Origin of the sequence: Amycolatopsis sp. WAC 04197 (assembly GCF_003947475.1) — a bacterium.
GTDB classification, from domain to species: domain Bacteria; phylum Actinomycetota; class Actinomycetes; order Mycobacteriales; family Pseudonocardiaceae; genus Amycolatopsis; species Amycolatopsis japonica.
Genome location: NZ_QHJK01000011.1, coordinates 270287 through 294348, shown reverse-complemented (window position 1 = coordinate 294348; position 24062 = coordinate 270287). Strand labels below are relative to the sequence as shown.

Here is a 24062-nt window from a genome sequence, read left to right as displayed (position 1 = left end):
TAGCCACACCGGGTGCTACCGGGCTTGACGCGCAGAGTAAACGATGGGACTCACGAGGCGCCGAAAGCCAGGCGGGCGAAGCGTTCCCCGATGAGCCGGTGCGTGGCCGCGTCCGGATGGAGGCGGTCGGGCAGCGGCAGCTCGGCATGGTCCGCCTCGCCGTACAGCTCGAGGCCGTCGAGATAACGCAGGTGCGGATCGCTCCGCTCCTTGACGATGCGGGCGAGTTCGTCGCGGATCACGGTGAGCGTCAGCTTCCCCGCGGCGGTCTCCGCGGGATCACCGGTCGCCCGGAACCGCACTTTTCCTTCCCGCAAGGCCTCCGGGTCGAACTCGCCGGGCCCCGGCGTGTGCTCGTGGATGGGGCAGTAGAGCGGCGAGACGACCAGCAACGGCGTGGTGGGATGGCCTTCCCTGATGGTGTCGAGGAAACCGTGCACCGCCGGGCCGAACGCGCGCAGCCGCATCAGATCCGCGTTGACGACGTTGATCCCGATCTTGAGGCTGATGAAATCGGCCGCCGTGTCCCGCATCGCGCGGGCGGTGAACGGGTCGAGCAGCGCACTGCCGCCGAAACCGAGGTTGACCAGTTCCTTTCCGGCGATGGCCGCGGCCGTGGCGGGCCAGATCCCGGTCGGGGTCGCCGCGTTGGAGCCTTGGCTGATGGAACTGCCGTGGTGCAACCACGTCTCGCCACCGGGTGACTGGACACTGTGGACGGACGCGTCGGTGCGTAAGGCGACGAGCTGCGTCGTTTCGTTGTGCGGCAGCCAGATTTCGATGTTCTTCTCGTGCCTGGCCAGACCGTCGAACCGCAGCGTGCGGACAGGGCCGGGCTGGTGCCGCGCGGTGCCGGTGGCCAGGTCGACGGTGATCGTGTCGCCTTCGGTCACGCTCGCCCGCCCGGCGAGCCGACCGTCGACGAGCAGTTCGTAGACGCCGTCGGGCCGGGGCGGCGTGCCCGCGAAGACCCGCTTGGTGGCCAGGACGTCCAGTTCGACGACCGATGCCGTGCTGTGGAAGACCAGTCGCACCCCGGACGGCTGCGCTTCCGCCATGGCCAGCTGGCCGTCGGGGATCTGCTGCCTGGCCCGGGCGGGCAGCCGGTGGGGGAGCACGCCGCGTTCGGTGTGTTCGAGGTCCAGCGCGCCGCGGACGAGGGCGGCGCTGATCGGGGTGGTGAGCATTCTTCCGTTCATTTCGTTCGGGGCCAAGCGCGCAGCAAAACGTCGAGCGCGTCGAGGATCTCGGTCCAGCTCTCCTGCGGGCCGGGGGTGCTGTGGCTGAAGCCTCCGGCGGACTCCAGGCCGACGAAACCGCTGAACACGCTGCCCAGCAGCCGGACCGCGTGTGTCCGGTGCGGCTCGGCCAGGTCGTAGCCGCGCAGGATCGCCCGCATCAGTTCGGCGTGCCGGACACCGGCGCTGGTGGACGCCTTCTCCGGGGCGAGCCGGAACCTCGCGGCGGTGAATCTGCCGGGGTGTTCGAGCGCGTAGTCACGGTGGACGTTCGCCAAGGCGATCAGCGCGTCCTTGCCCGCCAGGCCCGCCACCGCGGTGGCGGCGAGATCGGCGAGTTCGGCCAAGGCCAGCAGGGCGATCTCGGTCTTCAGCTCGTGGGCGTTCCTCACGTGCGAGTACAGGCTCGCCGTCTTGACGCCGCACCGCTTCGCGAGCTCCGTGGGCGTCACGTGCTCGAAACCGATCTCGTCGGCGAGCTCCGCGCCCGCCCGGACCACTCGTTCCGTGGTCAGTCCCGCTCTGGCCATGACGACCACCGTACCATAGTCCATTCGGGATTAGCCTAATCAGATTAGGAAGCTGAAACCTGGGTTCGGTAGCGCATGGCAGGCCGAAGACTGACCGCACCCGCCCCGGAAGTCTGGAGTCACGCCCATGCCGCTCGCCCTCGTCCGCGGATTCCTGAGCGGGATCATCACCGGGACGACCCTGTGCGCGTTCGTCGTGGGGATCGTCATCGAGTACGTGCCACTGATGATCACGGGCGTCGGACTCCCCATCGCCTACGGAATCCTGCTCTACCTCGCCGGAGCGCCACGACGTGCTCGTGAGGCGAGGATCGCGCCGGTGATCGCGCTCGCCAAGGTCGAGAGTCTCCGCGCGGGCGGCACCGAGACGGGCGACATCCCGGTCTACTTCGACCTCACCGTCGCCCCCGAGGGGTCGGCGACCTACCGGTTGAAGATCACCCACGGCATCAACCTGGTCGACCTCCCGGACTACCACGCGGGCGACGTCCTCGTCGTGCGGTATCCGCCGGACCGGCCGTGGAAGGCGGAGGTCGTCGAGCGGCTGTCACCGGAGTGGGAGCGCCGCGTGGCCGAGGCGGTGATCGAATCCGCCCCGGAGTCCAGCCTGGTGCGGGAACCGGCGGAGGGTTGCGCGTTCGGCGCGCTCGCGGTCCTCGGATTCGCCCTCGGGGCGGCGCTCGTACTGTACCTGTTCCGTACGGAACTGTTCGCGCCCGAAGCGCCCGTCCGGGCGGAGGAAACCCAGTCGGGCACGACCACGTCCTCCTCGGGATCGGCGACCGTTAACGTCGACAGATCCCTGCTGGGCGAAGGGGAACTGCGCCGGGCGATCGACTCGCTGGCACTGGCCACGGATGTTTCCCGAGTGATCACCGCGGTCGTCGAGGACCGGCGGCTGACCGTGGTGTTCGCCCCGACGGACGCCCAGGTGCCGCGGTTCGACCTCCGTGAGCCGGCGGTCGACCGCGTCCCTGCCCTGGTGCAGCGGGCGAAGGCGACCATCCACGTCGGGGAGCCGAAGACGTGGCAGGTCACGATCATCCCGTTCGGCACCGCGGTGAGCAGCCGGGTGATCGTGACCGGCCCCGATGGCAGCGGCTCACTCGCGGACGGTGGCTGAAGCCGTGGTCAGGCTCCGTGTTTTCCCGGCGCGGCGCTGCCGGAGTACTCGCCGAGGCCGGAGATCAGCTCGGTCAGCTCGGCGTCGTTGTCGTAACGGCGCTGATGCAGTTCGGCGATCTTCGCGCCCATCTCCGGATCCGGGTCGTCGGTGACGTCGAAGGACGCGAACCGGTCGACCAGCGGGAGCCCGACCCGGTCGGTGTTCCGGTGCGCCGGGTGCATGAGGTACTCCCAGTACCCGTCGAGGTCTTCGATCGCGAAGACGGCACCCCATTCGTAGTCGCCGCCGAAATCGCGGCCGACGACGAAGGATTTCACCGCCGGGATGACCCGGCCCTGGTTCCGGAGGCTCTCCAAGGCCTCTTCGACCTGCTCCGGTGAGGCGTCGGGCCGCAGGGTGAAACGGTTGCCGTGGTAGATCATCGTGTTTCCTTTCCGTTGTTCCGGTTCGAGATGACGGCGGCGAGTGCCGGTTGAGGTTCGGGACGACGAAACCGACGCCGAGACCGCCCGCGAGCAGTCCCGTCACGACCTGGGCGACGGTGCCCGCGGTCCCGATCACCAGCCAGCCCACGCCCATGAGCGCGACACTGACGGTGGTGATCGCGGTGGGGCCCAGGCGCCGGCGCAGCCGCGCCCACGAAGAACCCGGCCGTACCGGAAACCGCGTAGAGCCCCAGACCCGTCAAGAGCAGCGGGCGGCGTCCGACGCGGTCCGCGACGATCCCGGAGAGGGGCGCGCTGATCGCGATCGCGAGCGAGGTCACGGTCAGCGCCAATCGGACGAGAAGACCCGAACCGGCCGTATCGGCGAAGTCCTCCCGCATCGCGGGCAGGCTGGGCGCGATGATCGCCGCGGCCATGATGGTCAGGGGCGCGGCGGCCAGCACGGTGCCGCGAGCCCGTCCCGTCGGTGCCAAGGTGTCCGTCACGCCACCAATTTCGCAGCGGGACACCGACGTTCGCGTCGGTGAAAATCGCCTATGTCCGTCCTGGCGTGAGCGCTTCGGCGACGCGAAGGCCCGGTGCGCGCCGGGGAACCTGCTCGACCCCGGCCGGCGCCCGCACTGGTAGAAATGTCCGGTGCGGGACTTTTTCAGGGGTATCCGGATGTTCGGGCGAGGCCTCGGCATCCTGGCGCGGTCGCCGAGGCTGCTGCTGATCGGCGCGCTGCCCGCGCTGCTGACCACGGTGCTGCTGATCGGCGGGATCGTCGCGCTGGCGTTCTGGATCGACGATCTCTCGCTGCTGATCACGCCGTTCGCCGACGACTGGTCGCCGGGCTGGCGGACGACGATCCGGGTGGCGGTCGGCGTCGCGGTGTTCGGCGCGGTGCTGGCGATCGCCATGATCGGCTTCACGGCGATCACCCTCGCCGTCGGCGGGCCGTTCTACGAGCACATCGCCGAGAAGGTCGAGGACGATCTCGGCGGCGTGCCCGGCGCGGTGGACCTGTCGGGGTGGCGGTTGCTGGTGATGGGCCTGAAGGACGGCCTGGCCCTGGTGCTGCGTTCGCTCCTGTTCACGATCCCGCTGCTGATCGCGGGTTTCATCCCCGTGGTGGGGCAGACCGTGGTCCCGGTGCTGCTGGCCCTGGTGACGGCGTGGTTCCTGGCGCTGGAACTGATCGCCGTGCCGTTCTACCGGCGCGGAATGGGCCTGAAGCAGCGCCGGCTGGTGCTGCGGCGGCACCGCGCGCTCGCCCTCGGGCTGGGGCTTCCCGTCTCACTGCTGTGCCTGATCCCGTTCGCCGCGCTGATCGTGATGCCGGTCGGTTTCGTCGGCGGCGTGCTCGTGGCGCGCGAAGTCCTGGCGGACGACATGGCCTAGATGTCTGTGTCAGATGACGCAGACACGGGCGGCTCCCCGGCGCCATCGTTGGCGCGACACTGAGGGGAGCTCCGATGAAGAGAGCGTTGTTCCTGGCCGCCGCCATCCCGATCGTCGCGCTGCTGACGACCGGTCCGGCGATGGCCGACGAAGGGATCGTGGCCGGGGTGGTCAAGGCCGCCGACTCCGGTGAGCCGGTGGCCGGGGCGTGTGTGACGCTGTTCGATCTCGACCTGAAGGAAACGGGTTCGGGGTGCGCGGGCGCGGACGGCCGCTACGAGATCGCGGGCGTCGCACCCGGCAAGTACAAGGCCCGCGCGACCGCCGCCGGATACGCCGAGCTCTGGGCGTACAACAGGGGAAGCGCGCTCGCCGCCGAGGTGCTGGACCTGCCGCACGGTCTGGACTTCTCGTTGCGGCAGGGCACGGCCACGGTCCGCGGGCAGATCACCGCCGAGGGAAAGCCCGCCGCGGGTGCCTCGGTGAGCCTCACCGACCAGAACCAGCGGTGGTGGTCGACGGTCCTCACCGCGGCGGACGGCACGTATTCGTTCAGCGGTGTCAAGGCGGACACCTACACGATGGCGGTCACCTACGGCGATCGCACGCAATGGATCCGGCAGAAGTCGAGCTTCCCGGGCGCGGACACCTTCGCGGTCGAGGAGGGTCAGGTCGCCGTCGTCGACGAGGCCATGGCGTCATACGGAAAGCTCCGGGTGGTCGCGACGGACGAGAAGACCGGCGCGCCCGTCGCGGGTGCGTGCTCGCAGGTCGAGCAAGGGCATCCGCCGGAGCTGCGGAAGTGCGCGGGCGCCGACGGAGTCATGCTGTACGAGGACATGCCGCCGTTCGGCTACTACACGCTGAGCGTATGGGGTCCGGACGGTACGCATTACCCGGTCAACTGGCAGCATGTCGATCTGGCTCCCGGACAGACCACCGATTTCCGGGCGTCGATGAAGCCCGCCGCGTCGGTGGTGGCCACCGTCCGGGACGCGAAGACCAAGGCACCGCTGGAGCGGATCTGCGTCGACACCTACGCCCTTCCGATCGTCGGTGTCCTCGACGCGGACTATCAGTACTACTGCAGTGACGCGAACGGGAAACTGGTGATCGGGCCGATCGAACCCGGCGCGTACAAACTGCTGGTCAAGCCGCTCGACGAGCGCTACGGCATGCAGTGGGCCGGGCCGGACGGCGGTACCGGCGACATCGGGCAGGCCCGTACGGTCACCGCCGAACTCGGCAAGGCCGTCCTGACCGCGGACATCAAGATGGATCCCGCCGGCACGATCACCGGCAAGGTCACCGATCGCGCCACGGGGGCGCCGGTGAACGGTGTCTGCGTGTACCCGTACGCGGTCGATCCCCGGATCGGCTTCCGCTTCGACGTGAACTGCAGCCGCAACGGCGGGGACTACACGATCAAGGGCCTCGGGCCGTACAAGTGGCCGCTCGAATTCGCGTCCTCGCGCGGCGACTACGCGTGGCAATGGTCGGGAGGGGGCGCGGACCGGTTCGCCGCCCGTCCGGTATGGGTGCGGCCCGGCGCGACCGTGACCGAGAACGCCGCGCTGGTGCCGAACGGCGCGGTCAGCGGACGGATCCTCGACAAGGACGGCAAGCCGACCTTCGGCTACGTCTACGCCTACAGCGCGCGCACCGGCGACATCGTGGACTCGACCAATTCGGATTCGAACGGGCAGTACACCGTCAACGGTCTCACCACGCAGAACGTCAAGATCAAGCATTACATCGATGCCGACTGCTGGTACCGCGACGCGGCCGATTTCGCCTCCGCCACGCCGATTCCGGTCACCGCCGGGCAGACGACGGGAGGAGTGGACCTCCGCCCCTGCCGCCGCTGACAAGCGCGTGAAGGCCTCCTTCCCTCGGCTCAGCCGAGGGAAGGAGGCCTTCACGCGCAATGCGTGCTAGCCGATGGGCTCGATCCAGATGTTGCGGAACCGCGGGTTCTCACCAGGATCCCCGTGGTCCTGCAAGCGGATCGCGCCCGGTGCCGCGCTTTCCGGGATGCTGTCGCCCGTACCGCCGTCGATCGCCACGTCGTTGTGGACCACGACGCCGTTCCACACCACGGTCACACGGGCGTTGTCGGTCTTGTTCCCGGCACCGTCGAACCGGGCGGCACGGAAGGTGACGTCATAGGTCTGCCAGGTGCCCGGCGCCGTCGCCATGTTCCGGTCAGGCGCCTTCTTCGAGTAGATCGCGCCCGCCTCGTTGTTGGCGAGCGTGGTGTCCCCGAAGGATTCGAGCACCTGCAGTTCATAGCGTTCCTGGAGATAGACGCCGCTGTTGCCCCTTTGCTGCCCGGTGACCTCCGGCGGATAGTTCGGCTCGTTCCATTCGACGTGCAGCCGGAAATCGCCGAACTGCTGCTTCGTGCGGATGTCCCCGCCGTTCGACTCCATCGCGCCGCCGGACACCGGCCAGGTCGCCGCGCCGCCCGCGCGTTTCTCCCACGCGTTCAGATCGGTGCCCTTGAACAACGTGATGCGCCGGGACTCGGTCAGGGTGAGACTGTCGAGGTTGACGTTGCCAGCGTCGCCCGTGTCGTAGCGATAGGAGATCGTGTTCGCTCCGGCTTTGAGGTCGAGCGTCTCGGGCTGGGTGTTCCAGGTGTCCCAGTTGCCGGTGCTCGCGAGCCGGACCTGTTTCACCTTCGTCCCGTTGACGTAGACGGTCACCGATTTGGTCCCCGGCGCCGGATCCGGGCCGTTCGAGTAGCGCAAGGCCGCGTTGTAGGCACCGGATTTCGGCGCGTTCACGGTGAACGTCGTCGCGGCGCCCTGGTTCCAGTAGCCGTCGACGAATCCGGTGCCCGTGTAGCCGGCGTGGTTCGTGTTCGTCCCCGCGCCACCGCTCAGCGCGGCCCGCTCCGCCTCGTAGGTCGTGCTCGCCGGCGGACCGCCGACCAGGGAGTTGAGCGTGTACCAGGCTTCCGTGCTCCACAGCGCCGCACCGGACTCCGACGCGAACGGACGCGGTGACCGCAGGTGCACCACGTGCCCGGCCTTCAGCCCTGCGACCTGCAGCGTGACCTTCTTGCGGTCGGCCGACAGGCTCGCGGACGTGACGGACAACGTCTGCTCGTCGATCTTCGGCCCGCCGTAGGCCGGTGTGGGCTGGTAGCGCCACTGCTGTGCCTGGTACTTCGCCGCGAGGTTCTGCGCGGTCCCGGCCGACAGCGGCTGGGTGTACTCCAGTTCGAATCCGCCCGCGACGGCCCGCATCGCCCGGATGTCGAAGGCGTTCGTGCCGTTGGGCGTCACCTTCTGGAGGCCGTAGGCGAGTTTGCCGGGCTGGCCCCAGTTCCCGCCGCCGTCGATCCCGCCGGTGTAGATCGCGCCGTCGGGGCCGAGGCTGATCCGGCTGACACCCGACTCGAGGCCCTGGGTCATGCGGAAGACCGCACCCTGGTACTCGCCGTTGACCTTCTCCAGGAAAGCTCGCTGCAGCCCGCCGTAGGTCACGTCGCCGTACACCATCTGCCCGGCGAACGGGCCCGTCGGCAGCATGACCATATTGCTCGGCGAGTTCGCGATCTCGTTGTGCGGCAACCACAACACGGGCGCGGTCACCGGCTTCGCGTCGAACGGGCCCGCGGGATTGGTGTAGTGGTTGAAGAAGCGGTCCTGCTTGATCCGGACGAGCTTGTTCGCGGGAAGCCAGCCGCCCTGGTTGTCGGTGACGAAGACGTCGCCTTCCGGTCCCCAGCCGATGCCGTGCGGTGTACGCAGCCCGCCGGCGATGTAGGAGACCTGGCCGGTGGCCTTGTTCACCTTGATCGTCGTGCCGCGGTTCTTCGCGGGCTGCGGGTCGGTCGTGGCGCCGCCGTAGTTGATGGAGACGGAAAGGTTGGCGTAGAAGTAGCCGTCCTTGTACAGCAGGCCGAACGCGAACTCGTGGAAGTTGCCGCCGAACGGCCAGGTGGCGACCGTGCGGTAGTCGTCGGTCACGCCGTCGCCGTTGGTGTCGTTCAGTTCGACGAGCCGCGTCTTCTCCGAGACGTACAGCTTGCCGTCGACGTACTTGACGCCCATCGGTTCCTTGAGTCCGCTGGCGACGCGCTGCGTGCGGACCTTGCTCGGGTCGGTGTTCCCGCTGACGTTGCTCAGCAGGTGGACCTCGCCGAGAATCTTGTCGGAGCCGCCCCAGGTGGCGATGGCGAGCCGTCCGTCCGGGAGCCAGTCCATGCCGGTGACCTGCGGCTGGAATCCCTCGGGACGCAGGTTCGTCAGCGTGAAGCCGGGGTGGACGCCGTTGAGCGGCAGGCCGTCACCGGGGGAGTCCGCGGCGCCTTCGCATTCCTTGCGCCCGGGCGAGGTCACCCGCACGACGTCGGCGTCGGTGCTGAGCACCGAATTCGGCACGAGCGCGAAATCCGCCGCGCCCGGCGGCCGCCATTCGAGGGTGACCTGCTGATCGTTGGTGTTGTCGAAATGGTCGATCCGCAACGCGTGATACCCGGTGCTCAACTGCACCGACCCGGTCGCCGGGGTCGCCCCGTGCAGGCCGTCGTGGTTGATCACCGTCTGGCCGTCGAGCCGGAGCCGGGAGCCGTCGTCGCTGGTGAGCCGGAATTCGTACTGGCCCGCGGTGGCGATGTTGATGTTCCCGCTGACCTCGGAGACGAACCGCTCGTCGAGCCCGAAGTCGGCGGTGGTGGTCCAGTCGATCGTCGGCATCAACTTGTCGACGTTGGGGGTCTGGCCGGATTTGATCGCGCAGAGCTTGGTGAGCTCACGCTGGAGGTCGTACGTGCGGAGCGTGACACCGGGTTGCTGGGGTGGGATGGCCGCTTCGGCCGGGACTGTCGTCAGCCCGGTCAATGCCGTGACCAGCGCCAACGAGGCGACGATGGACCGGTTGAAGCGCTTGCGGACAAACGGAAGCATCGTTGCTCCTCGGGTCGGCGGCGGAGCACCTCTGTGACGCCGCTGAACCTAAGAGGACTTTCGATCGAAGTCAACGAAAGTCTGTACAGAACGGACGAAAGTTAGACCGAACGGCCGCGTTCGGGGTCTTTGCCTTGCCGTCTCGACCTGCGCCATTCAGGTGGGAACCGCGGGAACTCGCGACAACGGTCCGTCCCGGCGCGATTTCCCGGTATGGATCGTTGGTACGACGAGTCCCCCGGGCGCGGTGAAGCTTCTCCGCTGACCCCGCATCAGCTCCCGTCGGTGACCGCGACGTTCGTCGGTCGGGAAACGGAATTGGCGAAGATCAGCGCGATCGCGGACCGAGGGGACGGCCGTTCCAACGCGATCGCGATCATCGCGGGCGCGCCGGGGGTGGGGAAGACCGCCTTGGCCGTGCAATGGGCGTCCGCGCAGCGCGAGCGTTTTCCCGACGGCGATCTCTACTGCGACCTTCACGGCTACGCGCCGGGTCCGGCCAGTACACCACCCGAAGTCCTCGCCGGTTTCCTGCGCGCGCTCGAAGTTCCCGGGAAGAAGATCCCGCGAAGCCTGGAGGCGAAGTCGGCGCTCTTCCGCTCGTTGCTGAACGATCGCCGGTTCGTCATCGTGCTGGACAACGTCACCTCACCGGACGCGGTACGCCCGCTGTTGCCCAGCACACCCGGCTGTTTCGTGCTGGTGACGAGCCGCAGTAGCCTGTCGGGCCTAGTCGTGACCAATGGTGCCCGCCGGATCACCTTGGACATGCTGATGCCCGCCGAATCGGAGACCCTGCTCCGGACGGCGATCGGATCGCGCCGGGCGGACGGCGAACCCGGCGCGATCAGGGAACTCGCGGATCTGTGCGGGCATCTGCCACTGGCGGTGAGGATCGCCGGCGAGCGAGTGGCGGCGCATCCGTATCTCAGGCTGGCGGATCTTCTCGGGGAACTCCGGTCGGAGGCACGAAGGCTCGACGCGTTCGAAACGGGTGACGACGAAATGTCCGCCCTGCGGCCGGTGTTCTCGTGGTCGTATCAAGCCTTGGATCCCGCCACGGCCCGCGTCTTCCGCATGCTCGGCCTGCATCCCGGACCGACCGTCAGCGTGGCCACCGCGTCCGTGCTCGTCGGCCCGCCCTCGGCCGATGTCCGGCGCAGGCTCGACAAGCTCACCGCGGGATGCCTGCTGAGCGAAGTCGACCGCGACAGATTTCGTTTCCACGACCTGCTGCGCGTGTACGCGAAGGAACGTGTCGACGCGGAGGAGTCCGCCGAAGAACGCGAGGAATCGCCTCGGCGCTTGCTCGAGTGGTATCTCGCCTGCGCCGATTCAGCGGACCGGGTGCTCACGCCCATGCGAAGACGTGTCGCACTCGAAGTCTCCCCGGACGTCTCCGGCAAGCTCGAATTCGGCACCTACGGGGAAGCACTCGCCTGGTGCGAGGCCGAGCAGGCCAATCTGGTCGCGTCGGTGCACGCCGCGCTGGCCGCGGACTGGTCCTCGATCGCGTGCAGGCTGCCGCTCGCGCTGTGGGCGTTCTTCACCTTGCGGAAACCGTGGGCCGACTGGATCGCCACCTACAAAGCGGGCGTCGAGGCCGCGAGACGATGCTCCGACCAGTTCAGCGAGGCTTCACTGCTGGCCGGACTCGGCATCGCGCACCGGGATCTGTGCCGGTTCGAAGAGGCGTTGGCGTATTTGGAGTCGGCGCTCGCGATCCGGCGGCGGATCGACGATTCCTGGGGGCAGGGTCAGGCGCTGATCAGTCTCGGGATCGCGTACCACGAGCAGGGCCGGTTCGCCGAAGCCCTCGGGCACCACACAGACGCGCTGGAGGTCTTCCGGCTCCTCGGTGACGAATGGGGAGCGGCGCAGACGCTGCATTTCCTCGGCCTCACGAACCATGGGCTGGGCCGATTCGACCAGGCTTACGAGAATCTCCGGCAGGCCTTGGACATCCGGCATCGGATCGGCTACCGCTACGGCGAAGCGGAGACGCTGGTGGGGCTGGCCCTCGTCTTCCAGAAGATCGACCGGAGCGGCGAATCCGCGGGGCAGCTGAAGCGGGCCTTGGAACTACGTCGCGACATGGGGGATCGCTATGGTGAAGCGGCGGCGCTGGACCACTTGGGCCAGCTCTGGGCGAGAAAAGGCGAAACCGAGTGGGCGAAGACCTGCTGGGGTGACGCGTTGAACATCTTCAACGAACTCGGTGCGCCGAGGGCGGCGGAGGTGTACGCGCGGCTTCGTGAGGTTCAAGCGAGCTAGGGATTTTGACTGCGGCGGCTTATTGGCGGGAGATGTGGTGGGCCGCCGGTTCTGTTGCCGAAAATCGACGACGTTGCCTACGCGTCTTGCTCCATTTATGAAAGTTGTTTCACGTTATCTGCTGGTGCGGTGTTGCCGAAAATCGGCGATGCCTTTGTCGTTCGTGGGGCCGGAAATTGTCGGTGGTGGGTCGTATGTTCGTGGGGTGGATACTCATTCCGCGCCTGTGGCGCTCCTGGAAGGCCTCACCGATCCCGAGGTGCTGGCTGCGGTGAACGATGTCGCGAATATGTTGGACGACATAGATTCCGTCGCGTTGGCGCAAGCCGCCTCGGCCGGGATCGCACGCCTGGAAGCGGTCCGGTTTCGGGCGCTCGCGCAGCTGAACCGTCATCGTGACGGCGCACGGAGTGTGGCGCAGGAGGTCGCGCTTGAATTGTCCCTTGTGGACAATCATGCCGGTGCGCTGGTCGCCGCCGCTGACGCGCTGACCACCCGTCTGCCCCGCACGTTGAATCTGATGGATGAGGGGAAGCTGGCCGGTTTCAGTGCGATGAAGGTCGCGACGGCCACCGCCTGGCTCTCCGACGAGGATGCTTGTGCGGTGGACGCCGTGCTGGAGGACCGGATCGGGGACAAGAACCCGGATCAGGTGCGGAAAGCCGCGAACCATGCGGCGAACACGATCGACCCTGAGGGCGCCGGTAAGCGGGCCGAGCGGCATCGTGAGGGGCGTCGCCTCACGATGCGGCATGGTGAGAGGGGGGTGGCGTCGATCGAGGTCGAGGATGGGCCGGTGGAGAAGGTCGCTGCGGCGTATCAGCGGATCGATCGTGAAGCGCGGGCTCTCAAGACCAAGGAGGAACCCCGCACTCTCGACCAATTACGGGCAGATGTCGCCCTCGATCTCTTGCTCGATGGCCAGGGCGGGGCGAGTGAACGCAGCGAGGTGTTCCTGTACATGGACTTGTTCACCTATCTCGGGCTGAACGAGGATCCGGCGGAGTTGGCCGGGCACGGCACGATTCCCGCCACGTTGGCCAGGGAGATCGCCACGGGTGGGAACAGTGTGTTGCGGCGGATCGTCACTGATCCGCTGTCGGGGCAGGTTCTGGATTTGGGTCGGGATCGGTATCGGCCGACCGCGGGTTTGGCGGAGTTTGTGCGGGTGCGGGATCGTGAGTGTCGAAGACCCGGCTGTCATCGTCCGGCTCAGGCGTGCGACATCGATCATGCGGTGCCGTGGCAGCACGGCGGGCACACCACCGACACCGACCTCATCGACCTCTGCCGCCGCGACCACCGATTGAAAGACGAACCCGGCTGGACCTACCACCTCGCCTCCGATGGCACTCTGACGATCACCACACCCACCGGACAGCAGTACGACAGCACACCACCACCGCTGCACGAACCCCGCCCGGGAAGCGACGAGCCGCCACCGTTCTGAGTCCGTCGCCGGAATGTGGCGACGGGCGTTGTGGGGGCTGGGTTTCAGCGTTCCGGCCCGTCGCCGGAAAGCGGCAACGGACGGCTTGTGCCCAAGTAGCGGCAAGCGTCCACGAAGTCCCAGCCGACCGGCTAGCGTTTCCGCGCCCACGCCACCAGCCCTCGTTTCGTCAGCGACAAAGGCACCGCCGTCTTGGTGGCCAGCCGCCACGCGGACGGCTCGGGCAGGCCCCGGCCGCGGAGGAACAGCGCGACCGCGGCGCGATCGGGAAGCGTCACCAACCGGGCGTCCCAGGCCCGGATCGACTCGATCTCGAACACCTTGCCCAGCAGAGGTTCGGCGGTTTCCGCGTCGAAGCTCGACGCCCGGCCCCAGCGAGGCAGCGCCCACGCCAGCTCGGGGTCGTTCCACCGGCTCGACGCCGAGACGGCCAGCAGCCCACCCGGTGACAGAACCCGCCTCACCTCGGTGAGCGCTTCCACCGGGTCGGGAACATGGTGAAGCATCCACAACGCGGCCGCGCCGTCGAAGGTCGCTTCGCGGAAAGGAAGGCCGGTCACATCGGCCTGGACGGAGTATCCGGGCGCGTGGGACACGTGCGACGCCAGGTCGGCCACCACCGTCGGCACGTTTCGGCGTACCAGCAGCCGGGAAAGCGCTCCGGTGCCGCCTCCGACGTCCAGCACCAGCGAACATCCTTCGGTCGCGAAGCCGGCGGCGATCTCCGGATGGACGTCGCCGCACGAGGAGAACCACGCGGTCGAGAGCACATTGGCTGCGAAGCGTCCGGGATCACTCTCGTAATCGACGGGAACGGCGTCATTCACGACCTGACAGACTAGGGACGGGCTGGGCGGTTCGCGTCGTCTGCTCGGTGGGGTCTTTCGGGCATCAGGGTGAGGCCCGGCCTCGGATAGAGTTGTGGCCGGAGCGGGGGAGGGCGAGTGACGACGGCATCGGGCGAACCCCGGCTGAGGTCGGCCGTTCTCGCGCAGGCGTGGCAACGGATCGATGGCGTCGAGGTTCTCTCCTCCGCTGACGGCGGCCCGCTGACCCGCACGATCAAGAAGATCATCGACCCGCTGGTGATCCGCACGGCGGCGCGTCCCCGGCTCGGTCGTCCCGTGCTGGACACGGCGACGGCGGCGGAGCTGACGGAACTCCTGCTGGCCGACGCGGACAGGCTGCGTGCGACGGCCGCGTGGTTCACCCACCTCAAACGGCAGCGCCGCGCCCTGCGGATCACGGCTGGCAATGTGCAGGACGTCTGTTTCCCGCTGGCGTATGAGCTGGCGACGGGCTTCGGTTCGCCGGGGCCCGACGCGGCGGAGACTGCCGCGGGGGCGTTGCGGGATCTCCATGGCGAGGGCGGCGCGGCTGGCGTGGATCAGCTCACCGCGTATCTCGCGGATCCGCGGCACGAGACGCGGCTGACCGCGGAGTTGCATCGCCGCTGGGCCGCCGAAACCGTTGTGTCGCAAGACATCGCCGCCCTCCGGACGTTCGTCGACGACCTTTCCGATGCCGCTTGGCGAACCCTCGCCGATTCGGCCGCCGGCCACGCTCTCGGGCTCGGATTGAGAGAGCCGGGCGGGGCACGCGAGCTGAGCGAGATCGTCCGAGAGGTCTCCGGCCTGTCCGCCCCGGATCTCGGTCTGCAGCGCGGAGATCGCACCGCCGTCCCGCCCTTGAACCGGCGCGACGAAACCGGCGCCGAACTCCTCGAACGCAGTGTCGAACGCCGCGTGCGCGCCACCCTGCGCCGCCTTCCGCCGGACGAGCGGCCTCCCGTCGAGGACCTCGTCGACGACGAACTCACCCGGGTCGCGGCCGGATTCGGGCTCGGCATGCCCGCGCTGGCCGCGTGCTTCGCGCTGGGTGTCGTCCTCGCCCCAGCGCTGCGGCCGCTCGACGGCGCGGCCCCCGCCGGGGTCCCCGAATTCGCGCGGCGGCTCAACGCGCAGGTCGCGCGGGAGGGTTACGTCCTGCACGCCCGCCGCGCGCTGGCCGGGGCCACCCCGCTCACCCCGCGGCCCGACGCCGAACTCCTACGTGATCTTCGCGAGTTCGCCAAGCACTTCCTCGGCAGGCTGTGGGTCCGGCTGCACGGCTTCGACGTCCGCGGCGACCTGCCCGCCGACGCCGCTGACGTCCGCGACCTCGTCACCGGAGTGGTCCGCTCGACGTCACTGGACCTGCGGACGAAGGTGCGCCGCGCGCTCATGGCCCGCTTGCCGGATCTGGAGGCCGTGTCGTGACGCATCCGGTGCACACGCCCGTCGTCGCGGCCGACGGCGGTCTCATCCGTTTCGCCCTCGCCGACCTCCTCGCGGGCAGGACGACCACGATGCGCGTCGAGCTCAGCGACGCCGGAGCCGCCGAACCGTGGCTGACCCGGCTCGTGGGCGCGGAAGCGAGCCTCGCCGTGCTCGACCAGGGCCACGCGGATCTTCCCGCCCGGCCGGAATTGGGCAGGCTCGCGCTGCTGTTGTGGCTCCGGCGCTGGTGGCCCGCCGGCCCCTCGCTCGGAGTCCCGTCGCTGGACCCGGCGTTGCTGGACCTCGAGACGGCGGTCGCGACGGCCGACGTCGAGGACCTGGCCGAAGGGCTTCTCGACGGTTTCGAGGCCTCTCCGGCGGAGCTGTTCGACGCGGCGGTCGCGGACGGCGCCCTCGTGGCAGCGGCGAGGCCGGTCGCCGACGACGTCCAGCAGCTGTGCACCCGCCTCGCCGCCTGGTTCGACGATCAGGACGACGTCGTGCGCGCCGAAGCCGCGGCACGTGTGGAAACGCCGGCACCGAGCCAAAAAGCGTACGCACTGGCTGCGGGCTTCGATCCGGTGGCGCCCGGCGAAGGCGTACTGGCGAGCGGAAGTGCGAGCGTCGACTGGGCGAGGGTCCCGCCCGGAATCCTGGACGCCGGCGAGGACACGGTGAGCTGGCGGATCGTCGCCGCCGCGGCCGCCACCCGGCTCGAAGTCGTCGTCGCGGGCGCGTTCGCCGACGCGGCCATCACCGCGTTCGCGAGCCACGAGGGCGAGCCGTTCGCGGAGGTGCCGCTGGAGCTGGGCGCCGGTCGGTTCAGCGGTACAGCCGACTTGGACGACGCCGCGGCGCGGCTGGCGGCGCGTGTCCCACCTGGACGGATCGCCGTCGTCGTCGGGGTGGCGGACGAGAGTGTCGCCGGGACCACGGCGGAAGACCGGGCGGAGGTGGTCGCGCTCGTGCGGGCCCGTCCGCCCGAGCTCAGGACACTGGCCGAACGGGCGGCGGCCGCTTCCGCCGATGAGGAGTTCTGACGTGCTCGTCGGCATGCCGCCGCCCCGGAACCCGCCGGATCGCCCGCTTCCGCCCGAACTGGGCCCCGCGAGCTCGCACGGGTACAACTGTCGTTGCGTCGCACGGTATTTCGGTCTCGATCCGGCTCCGTACGGCGAACTTCCCGCGTGCTCGCTGTCCGAACGCCAGTACCGGAAGCTGCTGGTGGAGGCGGCCAAGGTCCAAGACGAGGCCAAACGACTGGCCGTCACGCGGAACGTCGCGGACGCGCAACGGAAGTACGCCCGGATGCGGGAGATCGCGCAGCGGCTCGACCGGACGGATCTGGAACTCGCCGCGGTCAGCGACCTGGCCACGCTCTGCTATTCGGCGGGCGATCTGCGCAACGCGCGGCAATGCGCCGAAGCCGTGCTCAACGTCTTCAAGGTGAGCGCCGTCGCCATCGTCCACTTCGGACAGTACGCCGAAGCGCGGATGATCGAAGGCTCCCGCGAGGTCGCCGAGCGCGTGCTCATCTCCCTGGCCACCGAGGAAGGTGACGTCGCCAAGGCGCGCGAGCTGATCGCCGGGCAGCGGCGCCGTGCGGCGTTCCGCAAGGAGGCGGGGCCGGACCAGTATCCGCCCGAACTGCTCGACGTCCACGGGGTCGACGAACTGGAACTGCGCATCTTCGACGTGCGTGTGCAGATCGCCGCCGGGGATTTCGCCGGCGCGCGGACGGCGATCGAGGAGATCCTGGCGGCGTTGGACGCGCTCGCGGAGAACGACGAGGTCCGCGAGCGGGTCGTGCACCAGCAGGCCATGGTCAGGGCCGAACGCGCCAGGATCCGCCAGGCGGGTGGTGAGGACGCCGACGCGCGGGCGGACCTCCTGAGGCTGACGGCTCAGCACGCTGGGAGCCCGATGGCCGCCAAGATGGGCATAGGGCTGGCGGAGGCCCGCGCCCTCGCGGGGGATTTCCCCGGCGCGGTCGCCGCGATCGTCACCGCCCGCGACGAACTCGCGGCGGCGGGCCTGACCGGCGACGTCGCGGAGGCGAGCCACGCGCTGGGCATGTTGCTGCTGCACGCGGGCGACGTCTCGCAGGCCAGAGCGCAGTTCGAACACGCGGGAGCGATCCGGACGGCCAACGGCGACGGTCCGGGTCTGCGCCTCGTGGACACGGCACTGGCCCGCTGCGCGGCCGCGGAAGGCGACTGGACGACGGCGGAGGACCATGCGAACCGCGCGAGGGAATCGGCGCGGACGGCGGGGGACTGGGCGGATCTCCTGCACACGGATTTCGTGGCGGCGTCGATCGGGTTCGCCCGGGGAGAAGACCTGCCCGCGGTGCTGGATCTGCTGCTCCCGCTGACGCTCGCGGCGGCGGAGTACCGGTTCGAGTTCGTCTCGCCGGAGGCGCGCACGGCGTGGGCACGGGACATCGCGGCCCCGACGATGGGGATGGCGCTCGCGTTGCTGGCCCAGCTCGAGGAGCCGAGGCTCGCGGCGGAACTCGTCGAGCGCACCTGTGCCGTCGGCGCGTACACGGGCACGGAGGAGCCCACACTGGGCCTCACCGGCGCGCTTCCCACCCTCGAAGTCGGCCCGGTCACCGAGGGGCTTCCGTTGGCGGCACTGGGTTCCGTGACTTCGTCGCTTCCGCTGCGGCTCGCCCCGCCGCCCGCGCTGCGCTGGTCGCCGTCGTCGCCCATGGAACTGGACCGGTGGCTCGCCGTCGCCGCCGAGCGGTACCGGCTGCCTCGTCCGGTCACCGACACCGTCGAGACCTGGCCCTCCGCGAAGCCCGGGCGTGAGACGTTCCTCCTGCGCTTCGCCGACGCCGGGCACACCTTCCTCACCTGGCGGACCACCGAGGACCTCGACACCGTCCACACGCACCCGATCGACTTCGCCCTGGTCGGGACCGCCCGCCAGGTCTTGGACGCCGCGTCCCCGACACCGCACGAAGGCGAGAGCGTGGCCGACGCGGTCCGGCGCTCGCTGGGCGAAGACGCGTTCGGGAGCTTCGCCGGGGAACAACGCCTGGCCCGCGTGCTCGCGCTCAACCTCCTGCCCGCCGACCTGGTCGAGCGGCTCCGTCGTGCCGCCGCCGGGGGAAACCGCCCGCTCCTGCGGATCCAGCCGTCGCCGAGCCTCGCCGCTGTCCCGTGGGGACTGCTGGCTCTGCCCGACCGGCGGGCCGATCGTGTGCTGGAAATCGACGAGCTCGGCCTCTGCTTCGACGGCGACGAGCGCGTCCTCGACGTCGCCGACGTCTCGCTGCTCGCCCCGTCCGCGATCCCGCGACGCCCGTCCTCGGCCGACGGCCCGCCGGTCTACCTGCTCGACCCGCGCATCCCCGGCCAGAGCGCGTTCGGCGAGCTGGGTTCCGTGCTCGGCAAACAGGACGCGACCTCACCGTTGATCCGCCATCTCGACGAGCGGCTCGCCGAGGGGCCGGTCCTTCCCGCCGCCGGACGCGGGCTCGATCTGGTGCGCCGCACCGACACCGACCGCCGTCTGCTCGCCGAACTCGTGGCGGGACCTTGTTCGCGGCTGGTGTTCGTCGGGCACGTCAGCCGCGTCCGCGACGAGCACGGCGCGCAGACCGCGCTGCATCTGTCCTGTGCGGCCGATCTTCCGGGTACGGCCGCCCCGATCGGCGCGCACCGGCCGTTCACCGCCGCCGATCTCGCACTGTCCGAAATGGACATGCCCGCGCGGGTGGCGCTCGTCGGCTGTGCCAGTGCGAGCGATTTCGGCCTCGCCGAACCGTTCGGAGTGCTGCTCGCCGCCGTCGCGGCCGGAGCCGGCCTGGTCGCCGCCACCGTCTGGGCGTTGCCGACGTCGGCTGCCGTACCCGGCGCGGACCCGATGTCCGAACTGGTCATCGCCGTCGACACCGCGCTCGCCGGTGAGGATCCGGTCACCGAGCTGTGCGCCTGGCAGCGTTCCCGGCTCGCCCGCTGGCGTGAGAACCCCGAACCGGCGACCTCTCCGGTCTTCTGGGCGCCGCTGACCTGCCTCGACGCGACCGACGACGGGAAAACCTGGGTTCGGTAGCGGGACGGGCCGCCGAAGCTGTGTCCAGCACGAACGACACGGCGAAAGGCGGCACCCGATGTTCAAGAAGATCCGCGACAAGATCAACGACGCGACGCAGCAGGGCATGGCGCGGGGAGAACAGGACTTCCAGCGCCACGCGGAGCAGTTCCGGCAGGCCGCCGCCGCGCAGGGCCACGACATCACGCCGCAGCTGCCGACTCCGCAGCTGGCCGCGCAGGCTTTCCGGAGCCTCAACGCCGACCCGGACATGGCGGCGTTCATGGCCCTGCCGATGGACGAGCAGTTGCGCCAGCAGCAGGAACTGCAGGCCTACGGCACCGAACTGCGGCGGCTCTACGACACCTGCGAGCCCGCCACCCTGGTGGTCCGCGGGCTGGAGCCGACCGGCCGGAAGATCGCCGGGCAGGCGCAGTACACCGCGACGCTCGAGGTCACCCGCGCCGACGGCACCACCTACCGGACGGTGACGCAGCTGATCACGCCGCTGGCGACGATCCAGCAGTACGCGCCTGGTACCCGGCACGAAGCCCGCGTCGACCCCGCCGACCCGGCGAAGGTCGCCGTGTTCGGCCCGATCGGTTAGGCGGTAGGCATGTTCGGGACCTTCGAATTCGGCCTGCCGGAAGACCCCCGGCGGGCCCGCCGCCCAGGCCTGCGTCTGTGGCTGCTCGGCGTGCCCACGACGCTGGCCTGGGCGGTCGTGGGCTGGTCGGGCGCGCTCGGGCTGCTGGACGGTTTCCGGTTGATGTCGCTGAACCGCGTCGACGCGTGGGGGGCCGACGCGGGCCCGGCGGTCTCCCTCGTCCTGCTCTTCAGCATCTCGATCACGGTGGCTTCGTCGCTCGGGTTCGCGATGCTGTGGGGCGGCGGGGTGTCGCTGCGCGGGGTGGGCGTCGGCTTCCGGGCGAGCAGCCTGGCCGCCTCCCTCGGCATCGCGCTGGGCGCCGGCGCCGCGATTCCGTCCTGGACGCCGCCGGAGGCCGTGGGGAAGCGGCTGCCGTCCGAACCGTGGACCGAGGTGGACTGGGTCGTCTACTACGAGCCGTATCTCGTCCCGGCGGTGGCCGGGGTGACCGCACTGGTCATGATCATGGTGCTGGGCCGGGCGTTCGTCACCAAGGCCGAAGCGGACGACCGCGCGGAGGCGCTGGCGCAGACCGGCCGCCAGGTGATGGGCACCGTGGTCGGCGTCGAGTTCACCAACGTCTGGGTGATGGGAAATCCCCGGTTCACCCTGCAGGTCCGGTTCCCCACCGACGCGGGGGAGCGGACCGTCACCGCCACGATGATCACCTCGCCGTTGCAGGCGCCGGCCCGCGGTTCGACGGTGAAGGTCACCTACGACCCACGCGATCCGGAGTCGGTCCGGATCGATCCGGATCCGGCGGATCGGGCGGCGGGCGGAAACCTCGGTGCCTTCCTGCCCCCGTTGTTCTGATCGCCCTCTACACTCCCGCGGATGGACGAACAGACGGCAGAGGTGTCCACCGCGCAGGCGGTCCGCAAGGCGATGATCCGGCTGGTCCCGTTCCTCGGGCTGCTCTATCTGCTCAACTATCTCGACCGGGTCAACGTCGGGTTCGCGGCGCTCACCATGAACGCCGACCTCGGCATCAGCTCGGCGGCCTACGGGCTCGGCGCCGGCCTCTTCTTCGTCGGGTACTTCTTCTTCGAGGTGCCCAGCAACGTCATCCTGCACAAGGTCGGCGCCAGGGTCTGGATCGCGCGGATCATGGTCACCTGGGGCATCGTCGCCTCGGCCACCGCGTTCATCCAGGGCGAGGTCAGCTTCTACATCGTGCGGGTGCTGCTCGGTATCGCCGAGGCCGGGTTCTTCCCCGGCATCATCCTGTACCTGACCTACTGGTTCCCGAGGAAGGTGCGGGCCAAGATCGTCGCGCTGTTCTTCCTGGCGGTCCCGCTCTCGTCGGTCATCGGCAGTCCGATCTCCGCCCTGCTCATCAAGCACGGCGACGGGGCTCTCGGCTTCGACTCGGGCTGGCGCTTCATGTTCTTCGCCGAAGGTGTTCCTTCGATCCTGCTCGGCATCGCGGTGCTGTTCCTGCTGCCGAACCGGCCGAAGAACGCGAAATGGCTGACCCCGGACCAGCGCACCGCGCTTCAGACGACCCTCGACTCCGAGGACACCCGCGAGGTCGGCCACGAGGTGAGCACGCGGAAGGCGCTGACCGACCCGCGCGTGCTCGCGCTGAGCGCCGTCTACTTCGGGATCATCTTCGGCCTCTACGTGCTCGCGTTCTTCCTCCCGCAGGTGATCAAGGGCTTCGAGCAGCAGTTCCAGACCAAATACAGCATCGTCGAAATCGGCCTGATCACGGCGGTCCCGTATGCCATCGCCGCCGTCGCCATGGTGTTGTGGGCACGCCATTCCGACCGCACCGGCGAACGCGCCGGGCACGTCGCCATCGCCGCGTTCGTCGGCGCGGTCTCGATCGCCGCGGCGCTCTACCTGGGTTCGCCGTTGCTGGTGATGGCCGCGGTGACGCTGTGCGCGGTCGGCGTGTTCACCGCGGTCCCGGTGTTCTGGCAGCTGCCGAACGCCTTCCTCACCGGCGTCGGCGCGGCCGCCGGCATCGGCCTGATCAACTCCTTCGGCAACCTGTCGGGTTTCGTGGGCCCGTACCTCGTCGGCTGGCTGCAGGGGCTGACCGGCAGCTTCCGGCCCGGCATGTGGGCCGTCGCGTTCTTCATGGGGATGGCCGGTGTCATCGCGTTGTTCTTCCGCCGCAAGGAGAAGGCCAAGGAGAACCTCGCGGTCAAGTGAGGTGGTCGAAGTCGCCGTTCACCCACCGGACATGGGTTTCGGCGCTTCGGCGCACGACGGCGCGGGCGTCACGGTCGATCGTGTCCCCGCCCAGGGTGTAGAGCCGGTCGTAGGGGAAGTCGTCGAGCCGGTCGACGGTGCGGCGGACCACGGCCGCCGACAGCGGGATGTGCTTGGGGAAGTTGCGCTGGAACGAAACCCAGCCCGGCGCGAGCCCACCCGAGATCGTGTCGCCCGCCAGGATGCTGCCGTCCGGTGTCCTGGCGACGGCGCTGCCGCGCATATGCCCGCCGAGCCGGATCAGTTCGAGGCCGGGCAAGGGTTCCACGTGTTCGTCCCAGAACTCGAACGCCGGATCGGGCGCGGGCAGCCATTCGCGGTTGCGTTCGTTGACCAGCACCGGGACCCCGCCCAGCGCGCGGCTCCAGCCGAGCTGGGCGCCGAACATGTGCGGATGGCTGGTGGCGATCACGGCGACGTCGCCGAGACCGCGCACGACGTCGAGCACCTCGGTGTCCAACCAGGACGGCGGATCCCAGAGCAGGGTCCCCGCCGGAGGCGTCGCGAGGAACGACCAGTGCCCGATCGCGAACTGAGGGTCCCGCTTGATGCTGTGCAGCCCGCGGCCGTGATCCCGGCGCAGGGTCTTGTGCGGCACGGACATCAGTTCTTCGTGCGTCCACCAGCGTCCGGTGTGCGCGCCGAGGTCACCGGCTTCCTCCATACCGACCTCGCCGCGGTCGAGCACGCACCGGGGCGGCTCCGGGGTGGCCGGGTGTTCGATACCGCACCTGTCGCAGATCCACATGATCGAGAGTCTGTGACCTCCAGTGCGCTTGAGGTCAAGACGCGTCTTCCCCCGGCTCGCCGAGCCGGGGGAAGACGGGTGATCAGCTGACGGTCGTCTTGCCGAGGACGGCGTCCTGGTCGGGCGGGTCGAGGGTGAGGTTGACGTCGAACTCGCCGAGCGAACTGTCGGTGACGATATGCGAGGTCGCCGCGGCGTCCACGCTGCTGGTCGCCTCACCGGCGGGGGTCCCGGCCGGGATGGTGAAGTCGACCTTGCCCGTCGCGGTGAACTTCAGCGAGCCTTCGGCGGGCACCTCGGTGTCGGGGATCGGCAGTTCGATGGGGATCGACACCTTCTGCTCGCCGAGCGCGATGTTCACCTTCGAGCTGATGGTGCCGGAGAGCTTCTTCGCACCGACCAGCCGGAGCCCGTCGCCGGCGGCCTGACCGGAATCGACGTCGAGGGTGAACGGCACCGAAATCGGCTCACCCGCCTTGGCCGCCGCCGGGATTTCCGCCTTCACCACGACCGCCACCTTCTGGTCGCCGATGATGGGGAAGCCGCCCTTGTACGTGAGATTCTTTTCGACGGCGGCCGCGGTTCCCGCCGCGGTGAGCATTACGGTTCCGGCGACCACGGCCGCGATCCCGGCCGCGCGGAATCGCCGGACACCCTTCCGTACGAGGGTTTCCGTCATGTCAGGTCCTTTCGTCGTTGAATGGGCTCGAAACCGAATGTAGGTGGAAAGTCACCAACGAGGAAAGGAAAAGATCTCTCGCGTTTTCTTTACGCTTC

The 24062-nt window shown here is 69.2% G+C and carries 19 protein-coding genes; 11 read left to right on the top strand and 8 right to left on the bottom strand.

Going from position 1 to position 24062, the window contains the following annotated elements; all coding sequences use genetic code 11:
• Window positions 1-50 precede the first annotated feature (50 nt).
• The gene (locus tag DMC64_RS35890) at window positions 51-1187 is read right to left on the bottom strand and encodes an SGNH/GDSL hydrolase family protein (protein ID WP_125737112.1); all 1137 of its coding nucleotides are present in this window, start codon (window positions 1185-1187) and stop codon (window positions 51-53) included.
• 8 nt (window positions 1188-1195) lie between these two features.
• On the bottom strand, window positions 1196-1768 hold the full coding sequence (locus DMC64_RS35885) for a TetR/AcrR family transcriptional regulator (RefSeq protein WP_125737111.1): 573 nt from the start codon (window positions 1766-1768) through the stop codon (window positions 1196-1198).
• 127 nt (window positions 1769-1895) lie between these two features.
• Here DMC64_RS35885 and DMC64_RS35880 point away from each other — a divergent pair, with 127 nt between their 5' ends.
• Window positions 1896-2891, top strand: a complete 996-nt coding sequence (locus DMC64_RS35880; RefSeq protein WP_125737110.1) for a hypothetical protein — start codon at window positions 1896-1898, stop codon at window positions 2889-2891.
• An 8-nt stretch (window positions 2892-2899) separates the two neighbouring features.
• Here the strand turns inward: DMC64_RS35880 and DMC64_RS35875 are convergent, their stop codons facing one another.
• Together DMC64_RS35875 and DMC64_RS35870 are read right to left on the bottom strand one after the other, a co-directional pair.
• Window positions 2900-3316, bottom strand: a complete 417-nt coding sequence (locus tag DMC64_RS35875; protein ID WP_037336691.1) for a Dabb family protein — start codon at window positions 3314-3316, stop codon at window positions 2900-2902.
• A complete protein-coding gene (locus tag DMC64_RS35870; protein WP_233629929.1) occupies window positions 3313-3825 on the bottom strand; it encodes an MFS transporter in 513 nt (170 codons plus the stop codon). The genes DMC64_RS35875 and DMC64_RS35870 overlap by 4 nt, the downstream gene beginning before the upstream one ends.
• 151 nt (window positions 3826-3976) lie before the next feature.
• Here DMC64_RS35870 and DMC64_RS35865 point away from each other — a divergent pair, with 151 nt between their 5' ends.
• The gene (locus DMC64_RS35865) at window positions 3977-4723 is read left to right on the top strand and encodes an EI24 domain-containing protein (protein ID WP_037336693.1); all 747 of its coding nucleotides are present in this window, start codon (window positions 3977-3979) and stop codon (window positions 4721-4723) included.
• 74 nt (window positions 4724-4797) lie between these two features.
• The gene (locus tag DMC64_RS35860) at window positions 4798-6591 is read left to right on the top strand and encodes a carboxypeptidase-like regulatory domain-containing protein (RefSeq protein ID WP_125737109.1); all 1794 of its coding nucleotides are present in this window, start codon (window positions 4798-4800) and stop codon (window positions 6589-6591) included.
• A 66-nt stretch (window positions 6592-6657) separates the two neighbouring features.
• On the opposite strand, the gene DMC64_RS35855 is transcribed toward DMC64_RS35860, so the two are convergent.
• On the bottom strand, window positions 6658-9642 hold the full coding sequence (locus tag DMC64_RS35855; protein WP_125737108.1) for a family 16 glycoside hydrolase: 2985 nt from the start codon (window positions 9640-9642) through the stop codon (window positions 6658-6660).
• Window positions 9643-9855: 213 nt separating this feature from the next.
• Between DMC64_RS35855 and DMC64_RS35850 the strand changes: the two genes are divergently transcribed.
• Both DMC64_RS35850 and DMC64_RS35845 read left to right on the top strand, forming a co-directional pair.
• The gene (locus DMC64_RS35850; protein ID WP_125737107.1) at window positions 9856-11916 is read left to right on the top strand and encodes a tetratricopeptide repeat protein; all 2061 of its coding nucleotides are present in this window, start codon (window positions 9856-9858) and stop codon (window positions 11914-11916) included.
• Window positions 11917-12142: 226 nt separating this feature from the next.
• On the top strand, window positions 12143-13366 hold the full coding sequence (locus tag DMC64_RS35845; RefSeq protein ID WP_125737184.1) for an HNH endonuclease signature motif containing protein: 1224 nt from the start codon (window positions 12143-12145) through the stop codon (window positions 13364-13366).
• Window positions 13367-13497: 131 nt separating this feature from the next.
• Here the strand turns inward: DMC64_RS35845 and DMC64_RS42800 are convergent, their stop codons facing one another.
• Complete coding sequence (locus DMC64_RS42800) at window positions 13498-14193, bottom strand: class I SAM-dependent methyltransferase (RefSeq protein WP_158634288.1); 696 nt, start codon at window positions 14191-14193, stop codon at window positions 13498-13500.
• A 117-nt stretch (window positions 14194-14310) separates the two neighbouring features.
• Here DMC64_RS42800 and DMC64_RS35835 point away from each other — a divergent pair, with 117 nt between their 5' ends.
• From DMC64_RS35835 to DMC64_RS35810, 6 genes are read left to right on the top strand one after another with little or no spacing between them, the layout of a single operon-like run.
• Window positions 14311-15624, top strand: a complete 1314-nt coding sequence (locus DMC64_RS35835) for a hypothetical protein (RefSeq protein ID WP_125737105.1) — start codon at window positions 14311-14313, stop codon at window positions 15622-15624.
• Window positions 15621-16664 carry a hypothetical protein gene (locus tag DMC64_RS35830; RefSeq protein WP_125737104.1) on the top strand — a complete coding sequence of 348 codons (1044 nt, stop codon included), beginning with the start codon at window positions 15621-15623 and terminating at the stop codon, window positions 16662-16664. Before DMC64_RS35835 ends, DMC64_RS35830 begins: the two co-directional genes overlap by 4 nt.
• Window positions 16651-19689, top strand: coding sequence for a tetratricopeptide repeat protein (locus tag DMC64_RS35825; protein ID WP_233629928.1), 3039 nt, complete (start codon window positions 16651-16653; stop codon window positions 19687-19689). The genes DMC64_RS35830 and DMC64_RS35825 overlap by 14 nt, the downstream gene beginning before the upstream one ends.
• Before the next feature lie 58 nt (window positions 19690-19747).
• On the top strand, window positions 19748-20275 hold the full coding sequence (locus DMC64_RS35820) for a hypothetical protein (RefSeq protein WP_038514728.1): 528 nt from the start codon (window positions 19748-19750) through the stop codon (window positions 20273-20275).
• 9 nt (window positions 20276-20284) lie between these two features.
• Window positions 20285-21130: a DUF3592 domain-containing protein gene (locus DMC64_RS35815; RefSeq protein ID WP_125737103.1), complete on the top strand. Its 846-nt coding sequence runs from the start codon at window positions 20285-20287 to the stop codon at window positions 21128-21130.
• 21 nt (window positions 21131-21151) lie between these two features.
• Complete coding sequence (locus DMC64_RS35810; RefSeq protein WP_125737102.1) at window positions 21152-22477, top strand: MFS transporter; 1326 nt, start codon at window positions 21152-21154, stop codon at window positions 22475-22477.
• Here the strand turns inward: DMC64_RS35810 and DMC64_RS35805 are convergent.
• Together DMC64_RS35805 and DMC64_RS35800 are read right to left on the bottom strand one after the other, a co-directional pair.
• Complete coding sequence (locus DMC64_RS35805) at window positions 22470-23285, bottom strand: hydrolase (protein ID WP_233629927.1); 816 nt, start codon at window positions 23283-23285, stop codon at window positions 22470-22472. The genes DMC64_RS35810 and DMC64_RS35805 overlap by 8 nt on opposite strands.
• An 82-nt stretch (window positions 23286-23367) precedes the next feature.
• Window positions 23368-23964, bottom strand: coding sequence for a DUF6801 domain-containing protein (locus DMC64_RS35800; protein WP_125737101.1), 597 nt, complete (start codon window positions 23962-23964; stop codon window positions 23368-23370).
• Window positions 23965-24062: the final 98 nt, after the last annotated feature.

Bases quoted from the DNA above. Each gene is read 5' to 3' on its own strand.
- DMC64_RS35875 (WP_037336691.1), bottom strand. From the start codon at position 3,316: ATGATCTACCACGGCAACCGTTTCACCCTGCGGCCCGACGCCTCACCG.
- DMC64_RS35810 (WP_125737102.1), top strand. From the start codon at position 21,152: ATGGACGAACAGACGGCAGAGGTGTCCACCGCGCAGGCGGTCCGCAAG.
- DMC64_RS35880 (WP_125737110.1), top strand. From the start codon at position 1,896: ATGCCGCTCGCCCTCGTCCGCGGATTCCTGAGCGGGATCATCACCGGG.
- DMC64_RS35860 (WP_125737109.1), top strand. From the start codon at position 4,798: ATGAAGAGAGCGTTGTTCCTGGCCGCCGCCATCCCGATCGTCGCGCTG.
- DMC64_RS35820 (WP_038514728.1), top strand. From the start codon at position 19,748: ATGTTCAAGAAGATCCGCGACAAGATCAACGACGCGACGCAGCAGGGC.
- DMC64_RS35885 (WP_125737111.1), bottom strand. From the start codon at position 1,768: ATGGCCAGAGCGGGACTGACCACGGAACGAGTGGTCCGGGCGGGCGCG.
- DMC64_RS35890 (WP_125737112.1), bottom strand. From the start codon at position 1,187: ATGCTCACCACCCCGATCAGCGCCGCCCTCGTCCGCGGCGCGCTGGAC.
- DMC64_RS35805 (WP_233629927.1), bottom strand. From the start codon at position 23,285: ATGTGGATCTGCGACAGGTGCGGTATCGAACACCCGGCCACCCCGGAG.
- DMC64_RS35855 (WP_125737108.1), bottom strand. From the start codon at position 9,642: ATGCTTCCGTTTGTCCGCAAGCGCTTCAACCGGTCCATCGTCGCCTCG.
- DMC64_RS35815 (WP_125737103.1), top strand. From the start codon at position 20,285: ATGTTCGGGACCTTCGAATTCGGCCTGCCGGAAGACCCCCGGCGGGCC.
- DMC64_RS35825 (WP_233629928.1), top strand. From the start codon at position 16,651: ATGAGGAGTTCTGACGTGCTCGTCGGCATGCCGCCGCCCCGGAACCCG.
- DMC64_RS35850 (WP_125737107.1), top strand. From the start codon at position 9,856: ATGGATCGTTGGTACGACGAGTCCCCCGGGCGCGGTGAAGCTTCTCCG.
- DMC64_RS35800 (WP_125737101.1), bottom strand. From the start codon at position 23,964: ATGACGGAAACCCTCGTACGGAAGGGTGTCCGGCGATTCCGCGCGGCC.